Raw genomic sequence first — 16799 nt, forward strand, 5'->3', positions numbered from 1 at the left:
CTTGTCATGCTGGAACTGCGCAAGGATATTTTCGCCGACGAGCGCGACGACAATCTCAATGAGATCGGCAAGGGCACGCAGCGCCAGGACATGCTCGGCCATGTCACGGGCACGTCGAGCTATTTCAACGACCACAAGCTTCAGGGCATGCTGCATCTGAAAGTGGTCCGCTCGACGCAGGCGCACGCGCGGTTGCGCCATATCGACACCACGGAAGCCGAACGCTCGTCCGGCGTACGCCGGATCATCCGCGGCGCCGACGTGCCGCGCAATCTCAACACGCTCCTCAGCCTCATCAACTTCGGCAAGGACGACGAGCCTACGCTGGCGGCGGACAAGGTCCGCTACAAGGGCGAACCGGTCGTCGCCATCGTCGCGGACAGCGAGCGCGAGGCGTTCGAGGCAATCGCAAAGGTGCGGATCGACTACGAGCAGCTGCCGGTCGTGCTCGACGTCGAGGACGCGCTCAAATCCGGGGCGCCCGTCGTCAACGAGACCTATCCGAAGAATGCCTTCATCTATCACGACGTCCATGATCACCAGAAGCTGCGCTTCGGCGATGCCGACGCTGCGCTTGCGACCGCCGACCACGTGCTCGAACAGCGCTACCAGATGTCTCCGATCGAGCACGCGCCGACCGAAACCAATGGCGCGATCGCCGCGCCCGACACCAACGGCCGCTACGTCGTCTACACCTCGACGCAGGCATTGTTCTTCTCGGTCGACACCTGCGCCAAGATTTTGGACCTGCCATCCAACACCTTCCACTTCATCGGCGGCACGGTCGGCGGCGGCTTCGGCGGCAAGGTGGATACGCTGACCGAGCCGCTCGCGATCCTGGGCGCGATGCTGACCGGGCGTCCCGTCCGCTACGTGTTCGGACGCGAGGAGGAGATGCAATACGGCCCGCCCCGCGGCGCCGAGCGCATCTACATCAAGGACGGCGTGATGCGCGACGGCCGTGTCATCGCGCGAAAAATCCGCGCCTATTTCGACAGCGGCGCCTATACGAGGCTTTCCAGCTACGCTGCCGTGAAATGCGCCGCGCATCTGCCCGGGCCCTACACGATCCCCAATGTCTATGGCGACGTCTATTGCGTCTTCACCAACCGGACGCCCGCGACGGCGATGCGCGGTTTCGGCGTCACCGCGATGGATTTTGCGATCGAGTGCCAGATGGACAAGCTGGCGAACCTCGTCGGCATGGACCCGATGGAGTTCCGGATCCTCAATGCCTATCGCGACGGCGACATGAAGGCGCATCGGCGCGAAGCCAAGAACACCGCACTGATCGAATGCGTCCAGGTCGCCGCCGAGAAGGCGAAATGGCCGATCCGAGAGGAGTTCAAGCGAGCGTCGTCGCGCAAGGACGGCGGCGGCAGCCGTGCCGTTATCCCGCCGACACCAACGGATTCGCGCAGCCGGCCGGCCGCGCCAGTCCAGCAGCGCACCAGCTATGACCGGCTCCCGCCCACCGTCACCCGCGAACCACCGCGCGAGCCGCCGCCCCCTGCGCCGTCGCCACCTCCACCGCGGCCGGCCGCGCCCTCGCATGGCGCGCCCCGCTTCTCATCCGTGTTCGGCACCAGGAGGCGCTGATGACCCGGCATCGCGGACGCGGCATGGCGTCGATCAACTATCCCATCGGCATGAATCTCGGCGGCGATCCCAGCCAGGCGTTGGTTCATTCCAACCCGAGCGGCAAGTTCACGGTGGCGCTGTCGTCGATCGACCTCGGCCAGGGCATGAAGTCGGTGACGCGGCAGATCTGCGCGGAGACGCTGGGCGTTCCCGTCGAGGACGTCTATGTCGACACTGCGGATTCCGACACCGGTCCGCATTGCATGGGCTCCTTCGCCTCGCGCGGCACCCATCGCGTCGGCAATGCCGTGATGGCCGCGGCCCGCGAGGCACGCGGCGTGATGATGGAAGCAGCCGCCGAGGAGCTCGAGGTCAACGCCGCCGATCTCGAAACCGACGGACGCGGCAACATCCACGTCAAGGGTGCGCCGCATCGTTCGATCTCGACCAAGGACGTCGCCATCGCCGCCCAGTTCAAGCAGGGCAAGACCATTTCCGGCCGCGGCATATTTCTCGTGCCTCTGTCCAACGTCGACCCCGAAACCGGCGAGATGTCGCCGGCGACCTGCTACGCCCATGCCTGCCTCGTGGCGGAGGTCGAGGTCGACGACGAGACCGGTGAAGTCGCGATGGTCCGCATGGACTCCGCCTATGAGCTCGGCCGCGCGCTCAATCCGCGCCTGGTCGAGCAGCAGCTCGTCGGCGGCGCCTGGATGGGCATCAGCCACGCGCTCTACGAGACGACGGAGCCTCATTATCCCGACCCCGTTCACGGCCCCCGCGACTTCGTCGAATATCTGATGCCCGGCCCGGGCGACATTTGCCCGCACGATATCGCCGTGCTGGAGCGCCCCGCGCCGGATGGCCCGTTCGGCGCCAAAGGACCGGGCGAAATGTGCGCCAATCCCGTGCTGCCGGCTGTCGCGAATGCGATTTTCAACGCCGTCGGCGTACGTATCGACGATCTGCCGATTACGCCGGAAAAGGTGCTGCGCGCGATCAAGACCCAGGGCGGCGCGCGGCCACAGGCGCGACGCTGAGACTGGCCATGGCAGTTCGCACCAACATCGTTGGCATCGACAACCCCGAAGCGCTGGAGAAGGCGCTTCGGGCAGCCTATTACCTCGCCGATGAAGGGCTCGCGACCGCGGCCTATCTCGGACTTGCCCTCGGCAAACCGCTCCTGCTCGAGGGCGCCCCCGGCGTCGGCAAGACCGAGGCCGCGAAAGCCATCGCCGCCGTCCTCGGCCGCCGTCTCATTCGCCTGCAATGCTACGAGGGCATCGACGCCTCGGCCGCACTCTACGAGTGGAACTATCCACGCCAGATGCTCGCGATCCGCCAGGCTGGCGACGAGAGCATCGACATCTATGGCGAAACGTTTCTGATTGAGCGGCCGATGCTGGCGACGCTTCGCGCACCCGACTCCACCGTGCTGCTGATCGATGAGATCGACCGCGCCGACCAGGAGTTTGAGGCGTTCCTGCTCGAGTTTCTCTCGGACTTCCAGATCTCGATCCCGGAACGCGGCACGGTGCGCGCGGCCGAACGTCCTGTCGTCGTGCTGACATCGAACCGGACGCGCGACCTGCACGAAGCCCTGCGCCGCCGCTGTGTCTATCACTGGATCGACTATCCCACTGAAGAGCGGGAGGCGCGTATCGTGATGCTGCGGGCCTCCAGCGTCGCCGAGGCGACAGCGCGGGCCGTCGTCGCGGCCGTCGGCAAATTGCGCCGCGAGCCGCTCAGCAAGGCACCAGGCATCGCAGAAGCCGTCGACTGGGCTGAAGCGGCGACGCTCCTTCACAAGGGCGGTGCGCGCTGGCCCGACGCCTTCAAACGCTCGATCGGCGTGGCGCTGAAAGACGAGGAAGACCTGCACTTCATCTCGCCACGGCTCGACGTCATGCTCGCGGAGGCAACCGCATGAGCACCGAGCCGGGGCTTCCGCGCGCTGCCCGCATCTTCGTCTCCTTCGTCGCGCTGCTGCGCGCCAACGGCTTTGCCGTCGCGCCCGAGCAGACCACCTCCTATCTCGCCGCGATCGAGCTGCTCGGGCCGCGCGACCTCAACGACATCAGGCAATCGGCTCTGGCCACGCTCGCCCCACCACCCGAGCGCCGCACGACCTTCGACCGGCTGTTCGACCTGCACTTCCGCGGCAGCGAAGCCATCGAACATATCGATGACGGCGAGGACGACGAGACTGTCCGGCTCCAGGAAGAGGGCCGCGGCGAACAGGCCCCCCTGTTTTCCGACGAAGCCAACGAATCCGGCCTCAGTGCGACGCGCACCGAGGCGCTGGTGGAGCGCCGCTTCGCCCAACTCTCCGCCACCGACGCGCTCCGCCGCCTGGCGCGCGAGGCCTCCCGGCGCCTGCCGCAGCGTCGCGGCCACCGGCGCATGCGCGCCCGCCGCGGGCCGTTTGCCGACCTTCGCCGAACCCTGCGCGAGTGTGTCCGGAACGACGGCGAGATCCTGCGGCTCGGGCACCTGAAGCGGCGCCCGCGCCGACGAAAACTCCTGCTGCTGATTGACGTCTCCGGCTCGATGAAGACGCGCACCGAGGAGAACATGAAGCTCGCGCATGCGCTGGTACAGGCCGCGCCCAATGTCGAGGTCTTCACCTTCGGCACGCGGCTGACCCGCGTCACCCGCCCATTGCGCCTCAAGCGTCGCGAGCAGGCGCTGAGCGCGGCGGCGCACCTCGTCAGCGACTGGGATGGCGGCACCCGCATCGGCGACGCGCTGCAAGCCTTCCTCGCGGTGCCGCGGTTCGGTGGTTACGCGCGAGGCGCGGCCGTCGTCGTCGTGTCGGACGGGCTGGAGCGCGGCGAAGTCGATGCGTTACGCGACGCGGTCGCAAAGCTGTCGCGGCGCGCCTGGCGCGTGAGCTGGCTGACGCCGCTCGCGACGGGCCCGGACTTCCGCCCGCAGACCGAGGCGCTGGTGGCCATCCAGCGCTTCGTCGATGATCTCGTGGACGGCGGTTCAAGCGCGTCGATCGTCGCGCACATTCTGACGTTGGGACGGAGGAGAGCGGCGTGAGCGACATTGTCGACGGCCATCATCACATCTGGCGGCAGGCCGACCTGCCCTGGCTGACCGGCCCGATGCAGCCGCGCATCTTTGGACCCTACGAGCCGATCCGTCGCGATTATCCGATCCGGGAATATCTCGACGACCTCAAGGGCACCGGCGTCACCCGTTCGGTCTATGTCCAGACCAACTGGGCCAACGACCGTTTCGAGGACGAAGCAGCCTGGGTCCAGCAGACCGCCGACGCGCACGGCTGGCCGCATGCCGTCGTCGCCTACGCCGATTTCGCCGTCGACGATGTGCGCCCGCAACTCGATCGCCTGAAGCGCTATCCGCTCGTGCGCGGCGTGCGCATGCAGCTGCACTGGCACGACAATCCGCTCTATCGCTTCGCGGCCAAGCCCGATCTCTGCGTCGATCCCATGGTCCGCCGCAACATTGCGCGCCTGGCCGACTACGGCTGGAGCTTTGACCTCCAGGTCTTCACGCCGCAGATGCCGGACGCGGCGCAACTCGCCGAGTCCTGCCCCAGGGTGACTTTCATCCTCCAGCATGCCGGCATGCTGGAGGACCTCTCGCCCGCGGGCCGGGCCGCCTGGCGCGCCGGGATGGCCCGGCTCGCGGTCTGTCCGAACGTGGTCTCGAAACTCTCCGGGCTCGGCACCTTCATCCATAGCAACGATCCCGCGCACATCGCGGCCGTCCTTACCGATACCGTCGCGATTTTCGGCGCGGAGCGCTGCCTGTTCGGCTCCAATTTTCCGATCGAGAAATTGTGGACCAGCTATCGGGAGCTCGTCGACGCCTTTCGTGCGGCGGCCGCGAAGCTGACGACCCAGCAGCAGGACGCAATTTTCAGGACGACGGCAACGCGCGTCTATCGGCTTTGACAGACAAGAACAGAACAGAACAGAGAGGGAAACGAATGGCGCTGGAGATCAAGATCCTGGACTATGGCGATATCGAGCTGGAATCGAGCTTTCTGGTTCTCGGCCGCGACTGCGGCCGCACCCGCCGCGTCCTCACCCTCGGCTTTCTGATCCTCGGCGGCAAATATCCGGTCGTGGTCGATACCGGTTACCGCTCCAACCAGATCATGGAAACGCTCGGGATGCGCGGCCTGCAATACCACGAGCACATGATCGAGAACCAGCTCGCCCGCCACGGCGTGCGCATGGGCGACGTCCGCTTCGTCTGCCACACCCATCTGCACATCGACCACGCCGGCAAGGACGATCTGTTTCCGATGAACACGACCGTCGTCCTCAACCGGAAAGAACTCGAATATTCCGTTTCCGGCTTGATGCACCCGCAATATCCGGCGCCCGACATCAAGCATCTCATCGACCGACTGCACACCAAGAGTGCGCTGCGCTTCCTCGACCTCGAGATCACAGGTCCTATCGAGCTGATGCCCGGCGTCTATTGCGATGCGGCCAATGCACATACCGAGGGATCGATGAACGTCATCGTCGAGACAGCCGACGGAATCGCGACGATCTGCGGCGACGTGATCTACGACTTCAACGACCAGATCGTCACGCCATTCAACGAGATCCACGACTGGGAGCCGCGGACGACGGGAAACCACGGCACCAGCAAGCGGGCCGAGAAGGCGTCGATCAAGAAGCTGCTCAGCAATTCGCGCTATCTGCTGCCCGTGCACGACAGGCCGGCCAAGATCGAGGGCGGCATGGTCGTTGGACGGCTGCACGACCAGGTCCCCGGCCCGATCGTGCAATCGCTGCCTGCGCGCAACTGGTTCCCTGCCTGACGTGACCTGAGGATATCGACCGATGACGCACGTCACCTTGCGCTCCGAATTCGAGAGCGTGATCGACCCCTACGCGCCGGTCGCGCAGGTCGGAACGGGTTTTGACTTCACGGAGGGGCCGATCTGGCATCCGGTCGATCATTATCTCTTGTTCTCGGACATGCCCGGCGACGTGCGGCGGCGCTGGGATGCGCGGCGCGGCGTCGCGGAGGTCAAGCGCCCGTCGAACAAGTGCAACGGCATGACCTATGATGCCGAGCTCAATCTGATCGTCTGCGAGCACGCGACCTCGTCGCTGATCCGTGAGCGGCCGGACGGGCGGCGCGAGGTGCTGGCCTCGCACTTCCAGGGACAGGAGCTCAACAGCCCCAACGACGTCTGCGTGCACTCCTCCGGTGCCATCTATTTCTCCGATCCCTGGTATGGCCGCATGCCGGTCTATGGTGTCGAGCGGCCGCGCCAGCTCGGCTTCCAGGGCGTCTATCGCGTCATGCCCGGCGGCGAGCCAACGCTCGTGGTGGACCGCAATTTGTTCGACCAGCCGAACGGGCTGTGCTTCTCGCCCGACGAGAAACTGCTTTATGTCAACGACACCGTGCAGGCGCTGATCCGCGTATTCGACGTCAACGGCGACGGCTCGCTGTCGAACGCGCGCGTATTCGCGAGCGGCATCCGCTCCGAGCTGGAGCCGGGCCTGCCCGACGGCATGAAGTGCGACCAGCATGGCAATGTCTGGGTCACCGCCCCCGGCGGTGTTTGGGTCTATTCGCCGCGCGGCGAGTTGCTGGGGAAGGTCCGCGTGCCTGAGCTCGTCGCCAACCTTGCCTGGGGTGGCCCGGACTTCCGCACGCTCTATTTGACGTCGACGCATTCGGTCTATGCGATCCCGACCAAGGCCGGGCCGCGCCACGAGCCCTATATGAGCGGCAAACGCGGCAGCGGCGGCGCAAGTGCCGGCCCCGCCTCTGCGGCGCCCATCCTGGCCGACGGCGAGATGCGGCTCGATCCGAGCCGCTGCGCCATGATCATCCAGGATCTTCAGAACGACGTCATCATGGATGGCGGCGCGTTCGCCGAGTCAGGCGCACCGGGTCATGCGAAGCAACAGCATGTGGTCGAGAACGTCCGGCGCTTGGCGGAGACAGCTCGCGCGCGCGGCGTCGCTATCATCCACGTCTGGTTTGTGGTCGAGCCCGGCGCCCCCGGCGTGACGCTGAACGCACCGCTGTTCGAGGGTCTCGTCGACAGCAAGGCGATGGTGCGCGGCAGCTGGGGCGCCGCCCCGGTCTCGGGCCTCGAACCGCGGCCCGGCGATTTCGTCGTCGAGAAGATGCGGATGAGCGCCTGGGAGGGCACCCGGCTGGAGACGATCCTCAAAGCCACCGGGCGCGACATGATCATCAACACCGGCGCATGGACCAACATGTCGGTCGAGCACACCGCGCGCACCGGCGCCGACAAGGGCTATTTCATGATCGTGCCGGAAGACTGCTGCTCGACCATGAATGCCGACTGGCACTCCGCCTCGATCAACTTTGCCATGCAGAACGTCGCCGTCGTCACCCGGGCGGATGCCGTCATCAGAGCGCTGGGATGAGTGGTGGCAAAGCTTTTGCACCTCTCCTGCTCGCCCCGCGCCGACTCCGAGTCGAGCGCCGGCGCGCGCGTCTTTCTTGACGGGTTTCGGCGGGCCCGTCCGGACTGGGATATCGACGTCGTGGATCTCTGGCGCGAGCGGCTGCCGGAATTCGCAGGTCCCATCGTCGAGGCAAAATATGCGCGGATGAAGGCGCAGCCCTTCAACGACGCGCAACGGGACAGCTTTGCGGAGGCCGAGCGGATGGCGCTGCGCTTTTCACTGGCCGATCGGGTGCTGATCTCGACGCCCATGTGGAACTTCAGCATTCCCTACAAGCTCAAGCAATGGTTCGATGTCATCGTCCAGCCCGGGCTCACTTTTCGGTTCGATCCCTCCCTGGGATATGTCCCGCTGCTGACGGACCGGCCAACCACGGTGATCCTCGCCAGTGGCAGCGATTTCGCCACCGGAATGAACCGCGGGCGCATCGACATGGCAACGCCTTACCTGCGGGAAATTTTGCGCTTTATCGGTATCAGCAATGTCCGTTTCGTACCGATTGGGCCAACCACCGGACCGCAACAGCCCATCGAGGCTGCCCGCGAAAGAGCCCATCAGCACCTCGCCGCAATGGCAGCGAACTTCTGAGCATTGTTGAGGACGCTCCGGCGCTTCGCGACACCTATCGAAGCAAGCTGCGCATCACCCGCGTACGCGAATCACGGCAGGTTGTCCCGCAGAAAAATATCGATGCGGATGCGCTCCTGGTCGGGGCTGATCGGCTCACCCGAACAATGCGCGAGCAGAACTCGCGCCGCAGACCGCGCCTCGTGACCGGGATCCTGGTTGATGATGGCATCGAGCGTGCCGCGGACCAGGAAACGCCGCGTGTACTGGGTCAGCTCGTGCGTGATCCAGACCACTTCGCGCGCGCGGCCCAAGGCCTCCAGCGCATTGGCGATGCCGCGGTTCCCGGCGCCACAGCAGTAGATGCCGCGGAGATCGGCGTGGCGCGCCAGCAGCGCGGCCGTGAGCTCCCGCGTGCGCTCGCTGTCGTCGCGGCCTTCGATCACCGGCAGCGCGAGCAGGTTCGGATACTCGCTGGACAGGATCTGGTGGAAGCCGAACTGCCGCTCGGTGTGATCGCGCAGCGATAACGATCCCGCGATCACAGCAACCGTCCCCTCGCGGCCGGCGAGGAAACGTCCCATCAGCGTTGCCGCAGTTCGCCCCGCGGCCGGGTTGTCGATACCGACATAGTGGAGCCGGCGCGAACTCGGCGCGTCCGACACAAGGGTCACCACGGCGACCCCGCGCGCGGCGAGCTCGTCGATCGCGGCGCGCACCCTGGGATGGTCCAGTGCGATGACGGCGACGCCCTGATAGGCCGGCGACAGGTTTTCCAGCGCACCGGCGAGCACATCCGGATCGAACACGTCGACATGGAGGATATCGATGAAGCCGCGGTGGCCGGCGAGCCAGTCCGCGGTGCGTTGGACCTGCTCGGCCAGGTTGGTCATGAAGCTGTTGCTGCCGCTCGGCAGCACGAAGGCGAAGCGGAACGTTTGCCCGCGGGCGAGCCGCGCGGCCGCGACATCGCCCCGATAGCCGAGTTTTGCCACCGCGGCCTCGACACGTGCGACGGTCTTGGCGCGCACGCCCTCTCGCCGGTTGACGACGCGGTCGACGGTTGCGAGCGAAACGCCCGCCGCACGCGCGACGTCCTCCAGCGTGGCGCGAACCGCCGGCTGCGTCGCACCGGCTGTCATTCCCGCGCGGCCCACAGCATGCCGCGGGTCATCAACGTTCGGATCTCCGGTACGTCGAGCTCGTAAGCGCGGTGGCCGAGCGAGGAGTAGAACACCCTGCCCGCGCCGTATCGCTTCTTCCAGACCACAGGCATCACCACGCCGTCGATCCAGGGCGCGTGCTCGCCCGTGAAGGTCGTCGTCGCCAGCACCTCGTTGGCGGGGTCGACATGCATGTAGTACTGCTCGGAACGATGCTCGAAACTCTTCAGCCCCTTCATGATGGGGTCATCCGGCTTCGTCAAGTCGACCTTGTAGTCGATGATGTTGCCGGGATGCGCGACCCACTGCCCGCCGCACAGGAACTGGTAGTCCACGGACTCGCGGAACGCATCGCACATGCCGCCATGATGCCCGGCCAGCCCGACGCCGCCACGCACCGCCGCGCAGAGATTGAGCGCTTCCGCCTTCTCGATCTTCGACATGGTATAGATCGGGATGATCAGCGACAGATCGTGGATCGCGGGATCGGCGAACGCCGCCGTCGTGGTCTCGACCCGAACCTCGAAGCCTTCCGCCTTCAGCCAGCCGCGGATCATCGAGGCGCAGAGATCGGGATCGTGTCCCGGCCAGCCGCCCCATACAATCATTGCCTTGCGCATGGTCATTCCCTCAGTCGATCTGTCCGGTTTCACGTCCGGCCGGCAGCATTGCCGGCCGCTCGACGCAGCTGCCGATCTTGACGCGGCGTCCTTCGTCGGCGGAGGTCTGGAACGCCTCCATCACCTCGAGCACATGGAAAGCGAGCGCGCCGCTGGCGCGATGCGGACGGTTGTTCAGGATCGCGGAGGCCATGTCGGCGACACCGATGGAACGAAACTCGCCATCGACATGACCGTGGGTCAGCGGCACCGGCTCCCATTCACCGCCAGTCTTCGCGACCTGCACCTCGCCGCCGAACCGGTTCGGGTCCGGCACCAGCATGCTGCCCTTGTCGCCATAGATCTCGATCGGCGCGTGCCGGTGCTTCGGCACGTCGAAGCTCATCGCGATCGAGACGACCGCCCCGCTCTCGAATTCGAGCGTGCCGGCGACATGGGTCGAAACCTCGACCGGGATAAGGGTGCCGTTCATCGGCTGGCTGGTGACCAACCGCTCGGATTTCGGACGCGCGGTCGAGCCCATCACGCTCGCGACCGGGCCAAGCAGCTGCACGAGATCCGTGATGTAATACGGCCCCATGTCGAGCATCGGCCCTCCGCCGCGAAGGTAATAGAAGCCCGGCGATGGGTGCCAGCGCTCATGGCCAGGGCAGCCGAAGAAGACGCTGCCCGCGACCGGCGTGCCTATCGCGCCATCGTCGATCAGCTTGCGCGCGGTCTGGTGCCCACCGCCAAGGAACGTATCGGGCGCACAGCCGACGCGAAGGTCCTTCTGCGCGGCGAGATCCATCACCTTGCGAGCTTCCGCAACGTTGATGCCGAGGGGCTTCTCGGAATGAACGTGCTTGCCGGCATTCAGCACGGCGAGGCTGACGTCGGTGTGGGCGAGTGGCACCGTGAGATTGATGACGATCTCGACATCCTCCCGCTTGAGCAGTTGATCGACCCGCATCGCTGGCAGCCCGAAGGCGGCGCCCTGCCGCTCTGCCGCATCGCTGCGCATGTCGGCCAGCGCCTTGATTTCTATGACCGGAAAGCGCTGGGCCGCCTTCAGATAGGCGGTGCTGATATTGCCGCAGCCGATGATTCCGATGCCGACTTTTCTCATTGTGATCTCCGTAAGGTATCGTTCATCCCTTGACCGCGCCTGCGGTGAGACCGGCGACGATGTGCTTCTGCGCCAGAAGAAAGAGAATGATAGTTGGCAGGATGGTCAGCGTGATGAAGGCCAGGATCAGGTTCCACTCGGACGAATACTCGCCCTGATAAACCATGATGCCGAGCGGCCAGGGATAGAGCGCATCGGTGTTGAGCATCACCAGCGGCAACAGATAGGCGTTCCAGCTATTGACGAAAGTGATGGTCCCGACGGTCGCCAGGATCGGTCGCGACAACGGCAGCGTCACATAGCGGAAGAATTTGATATAGCTGCAGCCGTCGACCAGCGCGGCCTCGAGCAGTTCGTAGGGAATGTCCTTGAAGAAGCGCCGCAGCAGCAGCACGCTCATCGCGAGGCTGAAGGCCACCTGCGGCAGCGCCACGCCAAAATAGGTATCGAGCAGCCCGAGATCGCGCACCTTGATGAAGAGCGGCAGCACCGCGGTCGCGGCCGGAAACAGCAGGCCGAGCGTCAGGTAGCTCAGCAGCATCGATGAGCCGTAGAACCTGACATGGGCGAAGGTGAACGCCGCCATCGAGGCGACGATCAGGGTCAGGGTCACCGTGAGCGTCGAGATGATCAGCGAGTTGCGCAAGAGCTGCCAGTAGCGCGTGGAGAACAGGATGTCGGCATAGTTCTGCCATTCCCAGTGATGCGGAAGGCCGAACGGATTGACGCGCAGTTCGCCGAGCGATTTGAAGCCGCCGAGCAAGGTCGCGAGCAGCGGCACCAGCACGAAGACGGCAACGACGGCGAGGAACATCGCCTTGAACAGCACGGCGGGATCGAACGGCGTACGATTGGTCTCGGTGCTACTCATCACGCATGAACCATCGCTTGTACGTGAAGGCAAAGGTCACGCAGATCGTGAACAGAATGACACCGATGGCGCTGCCATATCCGACCCGCATGCGGGAGATGCCGTTGTTGTAGAGGAAGCTCACCAGCGTGTTCGAGGAGTCCGCAGGCCCCCCGCGCGTCAGCGGCATGACGAGGTCGAACAGCTGCAGCGAGCCGACGATGGCGAAGAACACCGAGAGGCGAATCGTCGGATAGAGCAAGGGGATGACCACGTGTCGCAGGGCTTGCGAACGCGTCGCGCCGTCGATGCGCGCGGCTTCGATCAGGCTCTTGTCGAGGCCCTGGAGCGCCGCGATGAACAGCATCATGTGGAAACCGAAGTACTTCCAGACGACGACGATCAGCACGGCCAGCATTGCCGTATCGGTCGAGGCCAGCAGATGCGGGGGCTCGGCGCCGAAGGTCCGCCAGATCGAGGCGACAAGGCCGTAGTCGCCGTCGTAAACGAAGCTGAAGATCAGCCCCGTCGCGATCTCGGCCAGGATATAAGGCATGAAGAACAGCATGCGCAGCGCCACCGCCCCGCGAAAGCGTTCGGCGAGCATCAAGGCCAGCGTGAGCGCAAGCGGCAACTGGATGGCGAGCGAAACAGCGATGATCAGCCCGTTGTTGCGCAGCGCGAGCCAGAAGGCGCGTGTCTCCAGCACGAAGCGGTAATTGTCGAAGCCGATCCAGTTGGTCGGCCTGCCGAACCCGTTCCAGTTGAAGGTCGAGTACCAGGCCGCCTCGCCAATCGGCAGCACCACGAACAACGTGAACAACAGCAGCGCCGGCGGCAGGAACAGGATCAGGACCGTCAGCCTGCCGTCCCAGCTCGGGCCGCGCTCGGCGACCTGCGGGAGCTCACCGGCAACGTCCATCGCCGACACGCTCGCGGCCCGGCGTGCCACCGTCAGTTACCCTGCTTCCACGCCGCCTCGATCGCCTTGGCCGCGTCTTGCGGGCTCATGCTGCCGCCGGCGATCTCGGCGGTAACGTCGTTGACGACACGGCCTACCGAGGGGCCGAGGCTCTGGTCATAGAAGTTCTGGTGGTAGTTCGACTTCGCCAGATTGGCCGCGATCAGCTTCATGAAGGCGTTGTTGAGACCGGCATCCGCGCCCTGCACCACCGGGATGATGAAGTTGCCCGCTGCAAGCCGCGTCTGCACGTCCCTGGAGACGAAGTATTTCAGGAAATCGACGGCCTCCTTCGGCGAGCCCTTGGTGATCAGCCAGCCGGTGATGCCGCCGAGCGTATCGGTTGGCGCGCCCTTGCCGCCGGCCACCACCGGGAAGTCGAACCAGCAGATCTTGTCTTCGCTCAATCCGACCTTGTCGGCGGCAAGCGCGCGCTGCAAATGATAGACCGTGCTGATGGCGAGCGTCATCGCCGCCTTACCATCGCCGAAATAGCCGACCGCCTGCGGATTCTTGAAGCCGAGGAAACCGTTCTGGAACGGCTGCAGATCGACCAGCTGCTTGAACAGCTCGCCGGATTTCCGGAAGGTCTCCCCGGCGAAGCCGCCGTCCTCGCCGCGCAGCGCCGCATCGAACGCCGGCTTGCCGCCGACGCGCACCGCAAGATGCGTCCAATAGAAGTGCAGCGGCCATTTGTCGGCGCCACCGACCACGATCGGGGTCACGCCGGCGGCTTTCAACGTTTTCACCGCTGCAAGCAGGTCGTCCCAGCTCTTGATCCCCGCAGGATCGACCTTTGCCCTGGCCATCAGCTCCTTGTTGCAGAGGAAGCCGACCTGCGACAGCGCGGTCGGAAGACCGTAAACGCGGCCGTTGGCTGTGAAGGCGGCGAGCGCCGCCGGCGTGAGGCTGTCGCTGTAACCCTTCACCTGATCGGTGATGTCGTCGAGGACGCCAGCCTCGATCTGCGTCTTCAGGACGCCGCCGGCCCAGCTGTAGATGATGTTCGGCCGGTCCTTGGATTGCAGGATGGTCGGCAGCTTGGCCTTGTAGGCCTCGTTCTCGAGGAACTGCATCTCGATCTTGGTGCCGGGATGCGACGCCTCATAGGCGCGCGCAACCTCCTCCCAGATCTTCACCTGGGCCGGATTGGCCTCGATGTGCAGCCACTTGACCGTCGTGTCGGCCGCGGCAGAGTTGGCCCAAAGCAGGCATGCGGCGGCGGCGAGTCCCAGCTTCCCGAGCAGTCTCATCACATTCCTCCCAACCGGCTCTTATTCTTTGGCTGCAATCCTGCCTTCGATTTTTGAGGTACGCAACTAAAATTCTGATCTATGCACCTCACGCCGGGAATGGCTAAGGTTGGCGGGACAACTGGGCGGCGCCTCGCACCGCCCGCAACGCAATTTGAGAGGTGCCCATGGCCGCCGTTTATTCCGACCTTGCCGGCAAGGTCGTTCTCGTCACCGGTGGCGCATCGGGGATTGGGGCTGCGATCGTGCGGCGCTTCGCGCAGCAGAAATCCAATGTCGTGTTCTTCGACATCAAAGCCGACGAGGGCCAACGTCTCGCACGCGAGCTGTCGGATCAGGGTCTGGCTGCGCATTTCCAGCGCGTCGACCTGACTGACATCGCCGCGTTGCGCGCCGGCGTCGCCGAGGCGCGCAAAGCACACGGCGCGATCAATATCCTCGTCAACAATGCCGCACATGACGAACGGCACAACACCGAGGAGATGACGCCGGAATACTGGGACGACCGCATCGCGGTGAACCTGAAGCACCAGTTCTTCGCCTCGCAAGCCGTGCTGCCGGACATGAAGGCGGCGAACGCCGGCGCCATCATCAATTTCGGCTCGGTGTCGTGGATGGCCGGACAAGGCGGCATGGCCGCGTACACGGCCAGCAAATCGGGCGTCGTCGGTCTGACGCGCTCCCTCGCGCGCGATTACGGTCCCTACAACATCCGCGTGAACGCGATCGCGCCGGGCTGGATCATGACCGAGCGCCAGCTCGAGAAATGGATGACGCCGGCGGGCGAGATCGAACTGCAGCAGCGACAGTGCCTGAAGCGCCGGCTGGTACCGGACGAGGTCGCGAAATTCACCCTGTTCCTCGCGTCCGACGAGGCCTCCGCCTGCACCGCTCAGCACTACGTCGTGGATGGCGGCTGGGTGTGAGATGCTTTGAGGGTCGTGGGCGGGACCAGAGCACGAACCCGGGCCCCGCTGACTAAGAGTCAGCGGGTGACTCCGTCCAGTTGTTTGCACAAGCCGAGGTCGCGAAGCCTATTGGAAAAGATGCCAATGGCACTTTCAATCAGCTCACACCGCGACAGTTCAGCCGTGTTGCTGCGTGACGCTCGGACGTGAGTTGGTGACGGCCTCGCGTATCATTCCGGCGACCAGCTTCGGCGCGGTGATCGGCGATGCATGATCGACTTTCTCGGAGCGAACCTGCGCACCCATCCGTCGTGCCAGGAATAGCTGTGTCGCCGGATTGATCATTCGATCCTCCTCGGCGACAAGGTACCACGACGGCTTTGCCTTCCATGCGGCCTTCGGAGCCTTTTCCTGGATTGCCGCGACGGCAATGGGACGCTGGATCGCAGCCAGGAGCGCAGCCTGCTCAGGTCGGGCATGCTGGCACCAGGCCGCGCCAAACCGGTCGTTCGGCATCCAGAGGAAACCATGACTGTCGGGGGTGAGTTTCGGCGCCTCCGGCGACGGCTTGTCGCGATAGAATATTTGCGCGACTGTTTCGCCTTCGTCGGGAGAGAGAGCCGAAATGAAGACCAGCGACCGCACTCTGTCCTGAGTGACCGCACCTATCACGGCGCCGGCATAGGCATGCGCGACAAGGACAACCGGCCCGTCTGTCCGCTCCAGCGCTCGTTCAAGCGCCGCAACATCATCTGATAGCGATGTGAGCGGAATCGGCGCGGCCATCGTCTTCAGTCCCTCGGACTGCAGCAGCGTAATGACGTGCGCCCAGCTTGAACCGTCGGCCCAGGCGCCATGGACGAGAACGACGGTGGCGTCCGTCCCCGCCGCTTCCGATCTTCTGCTGACGTCGCGGGCGACCTTCTTGCTCGCTCGGGGATCTGCAACCGCCGGCGCGATCACGCCGAATTGTGCTGCCGCAACTGTCGTTGCCGCAGCACCAACGAAACGCCGGCGATCGTGGTTGATTTCGTCGGACATGAATCCTCCATTGCTCTGGCGGCGTGCGTTGACGCACCTCCGCTCACCCTGACCTCCGCTATTCGGCGACGCGACCAAATTGGTTACAGGCGGAGGATCATTCCAGCGATCACTTCCCGACTGCTTCCCGCCTCTGCCCCATCGCGCCAGCGGGATGACCGAAATCATCAGCACGAACGGTTCAGTGACGCTAATCCTGCGAAAGCGCGCTTCCACGCAGGTGCTAACATGTCTCACCGCGTCGTCATTGAGGGGGGCGTTTGCCAGGAGCGTCGCGCGAACCTCGAAGGACCTC

16 protein-coding genes are annotated in these 16799 nt (G+C 64.9%); 9 read left to right on the top strand and 7 right to left on the bottom strand.

Annotated features, from left to right (window positions below; all coding sequences use genetic code 11):
- Positions 1 to 6: 6 nt before the first annotated feature.
- The 8 genes from AC1DW2_RS08995 to AC1DW2_RS09030 are packed head-to-tail and all read left to right on the top strand — an operon-like array spanning position 7 to position 8621.
- On the top strand, positions 7 to 1599 hold the full coding sequence (locus AC1DW2_RS08995) for a xanthine dehydrogenase family protein molybdopterin-binding subunit (protein ID WP_477005777.1): 1593 nt from the start codon (positions 7 to 9) through the stop codon (positions 1597 to 1599).
- Positions 1599 to 2621 carry a xanthine dehydrogenase family protein molybdopterin-binding subunit gene (locus AC1DW2_RS09000; protein WP_014496431.1) on the top strand — a complete coding sequence of 341 codons (1023 nt, stop codon included), beginning with the start codon at positions 1599 to 1601 and terminating at the stop codon, positions 2619 to 2621. Before AC1DW2_RS08995 ends, AC1DW2_RS09000 begins: the two co-directional genes overlap by 1 nt.
- Positions 2622 to 2629: 8 nt before the next feature.
- Positions 2630 to 3511 carry an AAA family ATPase gene (locus AC1DW2_RS09005; RefSeq protein WP_477005778.1) on the top strand — a complete coding sequence of 294 codons (882 nt, stop codon included), beginning with the start codon at positions 2630 to 2632 and terminating at the stop codon, positions 3509 to 3511.
- The gene (locus AC1DW2_RS09010) at positions 3508 to 4629 is read left to right on the top strand and encodes a vWA domain-containing protein (RefSeq protein WP_477005779.1); all 1122 of its coding nucleotides are present in this window, start codon (positions 3508 to 3510) and stop codon (positions 4627 to 4629) included. The genes AC1DW2_RS09005 and AC1DW2_RS09010 overlap by 4 nt, the downstream gene beginning before the upstream one ends.
- Positions 4626 to 5510: an amidohydrolase family protein gene (locus tag AC1DW2_RS09015; protein WP_477005780.1), complete on the top strand. Its 885-nt coding sequence runs from the start codon at positions 4626 to 4628 to the stop codon at positions 5508 to 5510. The genes AC1DW2_RS09010 and AC1DW2_RS09015 overlap by 4 nt, the downstream gene beginning before the upstream one ends.
- A 35-nt stretch (positions 5511 to 5545) precedes the next feature.
- A complete protein-coding gene (locus AC1DW2_RS09020) occupies positions 5546 to 6394 on the top strand; it encodes an N-acyl homoserine lactonase family protein (protein WP_028147221.1) in 849 nt (282 codons plus the stop codon).
- Positions 6395 to 6416: 22 nt separating this feature from the next.
- Positions 6417 to 7991 (top strand): isochorismatase family protein, encoded by a 1575-nt coding sequence (locus AC1DW2_RS09025; RefSeq protein ID WP_477005781.1) that lies wholly within the window; start codon positions 6417 to 6419, stop codon positions 7989 to 7991.
- A gap of 3 nt (positions 7992 to 7994) precedes the next feature.
- Positions 7995 to 8621, top strand: coding sequence for an FMN-dependent NADH-azoreductase (locus AC1DW2_RS09030; protein ID WP_477005782.1), 627 nt, complete (start codon positions 7995 to 7997; stop codon positions 8619 to 8621).
- A 71-nt stretch (positions 8622 to 8692) separates the two neighbouring features.
- Here the strand turns inward: AC1DW2_RS09030 and AC1DW2_RS09035 are convergent, their stop codons facing one another.
- Genes AC1DW2_RS09035 through AC1DW2_RS09060 form a run of 6 tightly spaced genes read right to left on the bottom strand, consistent with a single transcriptional unit; the run spans position 8693 to position 14555 of the window.
- Positions 8693 to 9742 (bottom strand): LacI family DNA-binding transcriptional regulator, encoded by a 1050-nt coding sequence (locus AC1DW2_RS09035; protein ID WP_477005783.1) that lies wholly within the window; start codon positions 9740 to 9742, stop codon positions 8693 to 8695.
- Positions 9739 to 10383, bottom strand: a complete 645-nt coding sequence (locus AC1DW2_RS09040) for a ThuA domain-containing protein (protein ID WP_014496439.1) — start codon at positions 10381 to 10383, stop codon at positions 9739 to 9741. The genes AC1DW2_RS09035 and AC1DW2_RS09040 overlap by 4 nt, the downstream gene beginning before the upstream one ends.
- A 10-nt stretch (positions 10384 to 10393) precedes the next feature.
- Positions 10394 to 11491, bottom strand: coding sequence for a Gfo/Idh/MocA family protein (locus AC1DW2_RS09045; protein WP_477005784.1), 1098 nt, complete (start codon positions 11489 to 11491; stop codon positions 10394 to 10396).
- A gap of 22 nt (positions 11492 to 11513) precedes the next feature.
- Positions 11514 to 12362 carry a carbohydrate ABC transporter permease gene (locus tag AC1DW2_RS09050; protein ID WP_477005785.1) on the bottom strand — a complete coding sequence of 283 codons (849 nt, stop codon included), beginning with the start codon at positions 12360 to 12362 and terminating at the stop codon, positions 11514 to 11516.
- Positions 12355 to 13293, bottom strand: a complete 939-nt coding sequence (locus AC1DW2_RS09055; protein WP_477005786.1) for a carbohydrate ABC transporter permease — start codon at positions 13291 to 13293, stop codon at positions 12355 to 12357. Before AC1DW2_RS09055 ends, AC1DW2_RS09050 begins: the two co-directional genes overlap by 8 nt.
- Before the next feature lie 2 nt (positions 13294 to 13295).
- The gene (locus tag AC1DW2_RS09060; protein WP_477005787.1) at positions 13296 to 14555 is read right to left on the bottom strand and encodes an extracellular solute-binding protein; all 1260 of its coding nucleotides are present in this window, start codon (positions 14553 to 14555) and stop codon (positions 13296 to 13298) included.
- A 167-nt stretch (positions 14556 to 14722) separates the two neighbouring features.
- Here AC1DW2_RS09060 and AC1DW2_RS09065 point away from each other — a divergent pair, with 167 nt between their 5' ends.
- Positions 14723 to 15481 (top strand): SDR family NAD(P)-dependent oxidoreductase, encoded by a 759-nt coding sequence (locus tag AC1DW2_RS09065; protein ID WP_477005788.1) that lies wholly within the window; start codon positions 14723 to 14725, stop codon positions 15479 to 15481.
- Positions 15482 to 15640: 159 nt separating this feature from the next.
- Here AC1DW2_RS09065 and AC1DW2_RS09070 read toward each other — a convergent pair whose 3' ends face one another.
- Positions 15641 to 16720 carry an alpha/beta fold hydrolase gene (locus tag AC1DW2_RS09070; protein ID WP_477005789.1) on the bottom strand — a complete coding sequence of 360 codons (1080 nt, stop codon included), beginning with the start codon at positions 16718 to 16720 and terminating at the stop codon, positions 15641 to 15643.
- Positions 16721 to 16799 lie beyond the last annotated feature (79 nt).

Source organism: Bradyrhizobium sp. P3_C3 (assembly GCF_056402655.1).

Excerpts from the sequence above, each read along its gene's own strand:
- AC1DW2_RS08995 (WP_477005777.1), top strand. The coding sequence starts at position 7 with ATGCTGGAACTGCGCAAGGATATTTTCGCCGACGAGCGCGACGACAAT.
- AC1DW2_RS09000 (WP_014496431.1), top strand. The coding sequence starts at position 1,599 with ATGACCCGGCATCGCGGACGCGGCATGGCGTCGATCAACTATCCCATC.
- AC1DW2_RS09005 (WP_477005778.1), top strand. The coding sequence starts at position 2,630 with ATGGCAGTTCGCACCAACATCGTTGGCATCGACAACCCCGAAGCGCTG.
- AC1DW2_RS09010 (WP_477005779.1), top strand. The coding sequence starts at position 3,508 with ATGAGCACCGAGCCGGGGCTTCCGCGCGCTGCCCGCATCTTCGTCTCC.
- AC1DW2_RS09020 (WP_028147221.1), top strand. The coding sequence starts at position 5,546 with ATGGCGCTGGAGATCAAGATCCTGGACTATGGCGATATCGAGCTGGAA.
- AC1DW2_RS09025 (WP_477005781.1), top strand. The coding sequence starts at position 6,417 with ATGACGCACGTCACCTTGCGCTCCGAATTCGAGAGCGTGATCGACCCC.
- AC1DW2_RS09035 (WP_477005783.1), bottom strand. The coding sequence starts at position 9,742 with ATGACAGCCGGTGCGACGCAGCCGGCGGTTCGCGCCACGCTGGAGGAC.
- AC1DW2_RS09040 (WP_014496439.1), bottom strand. The coding sequence starts at position 10,383 with ATGCGCAAGGCAATGATTGTATGGGGCGGCTGGCCGGGACACGATCCC.
- AC1DW2_RS09045 (WP_477005784.1), bottom strand. The coding sequence starts at position 11,491 with ATGAGAAAAGTCGGCATCGGAATCATCGGCTGCGGCAATATCAGCACC.
- AC1DW2_RS09050 (WP_477005785.1), bottom strand. The coding sequence starts at position 12,362 with ATGAGTAGCACCGAGACCAATCGTACGCCGTTCGATCCCGCCGTGCTG.
- AC1DW2_RS09060 (WP_477005787.1), bottom strand. The coding sequence starts at position 14,555 with ATGAGACTGCTCGGGAAGCTGGGACTCGCCGCCGCCGCATGCCTGCTT.
- AC1DW2_RS09065 (WP_477005788.1), top strand. The coding sequence starts at position 14,723 with ATGGCCGCCGTTTATTCCGACCTTGCCGGCAAGGTCGTTCTCGTCACC.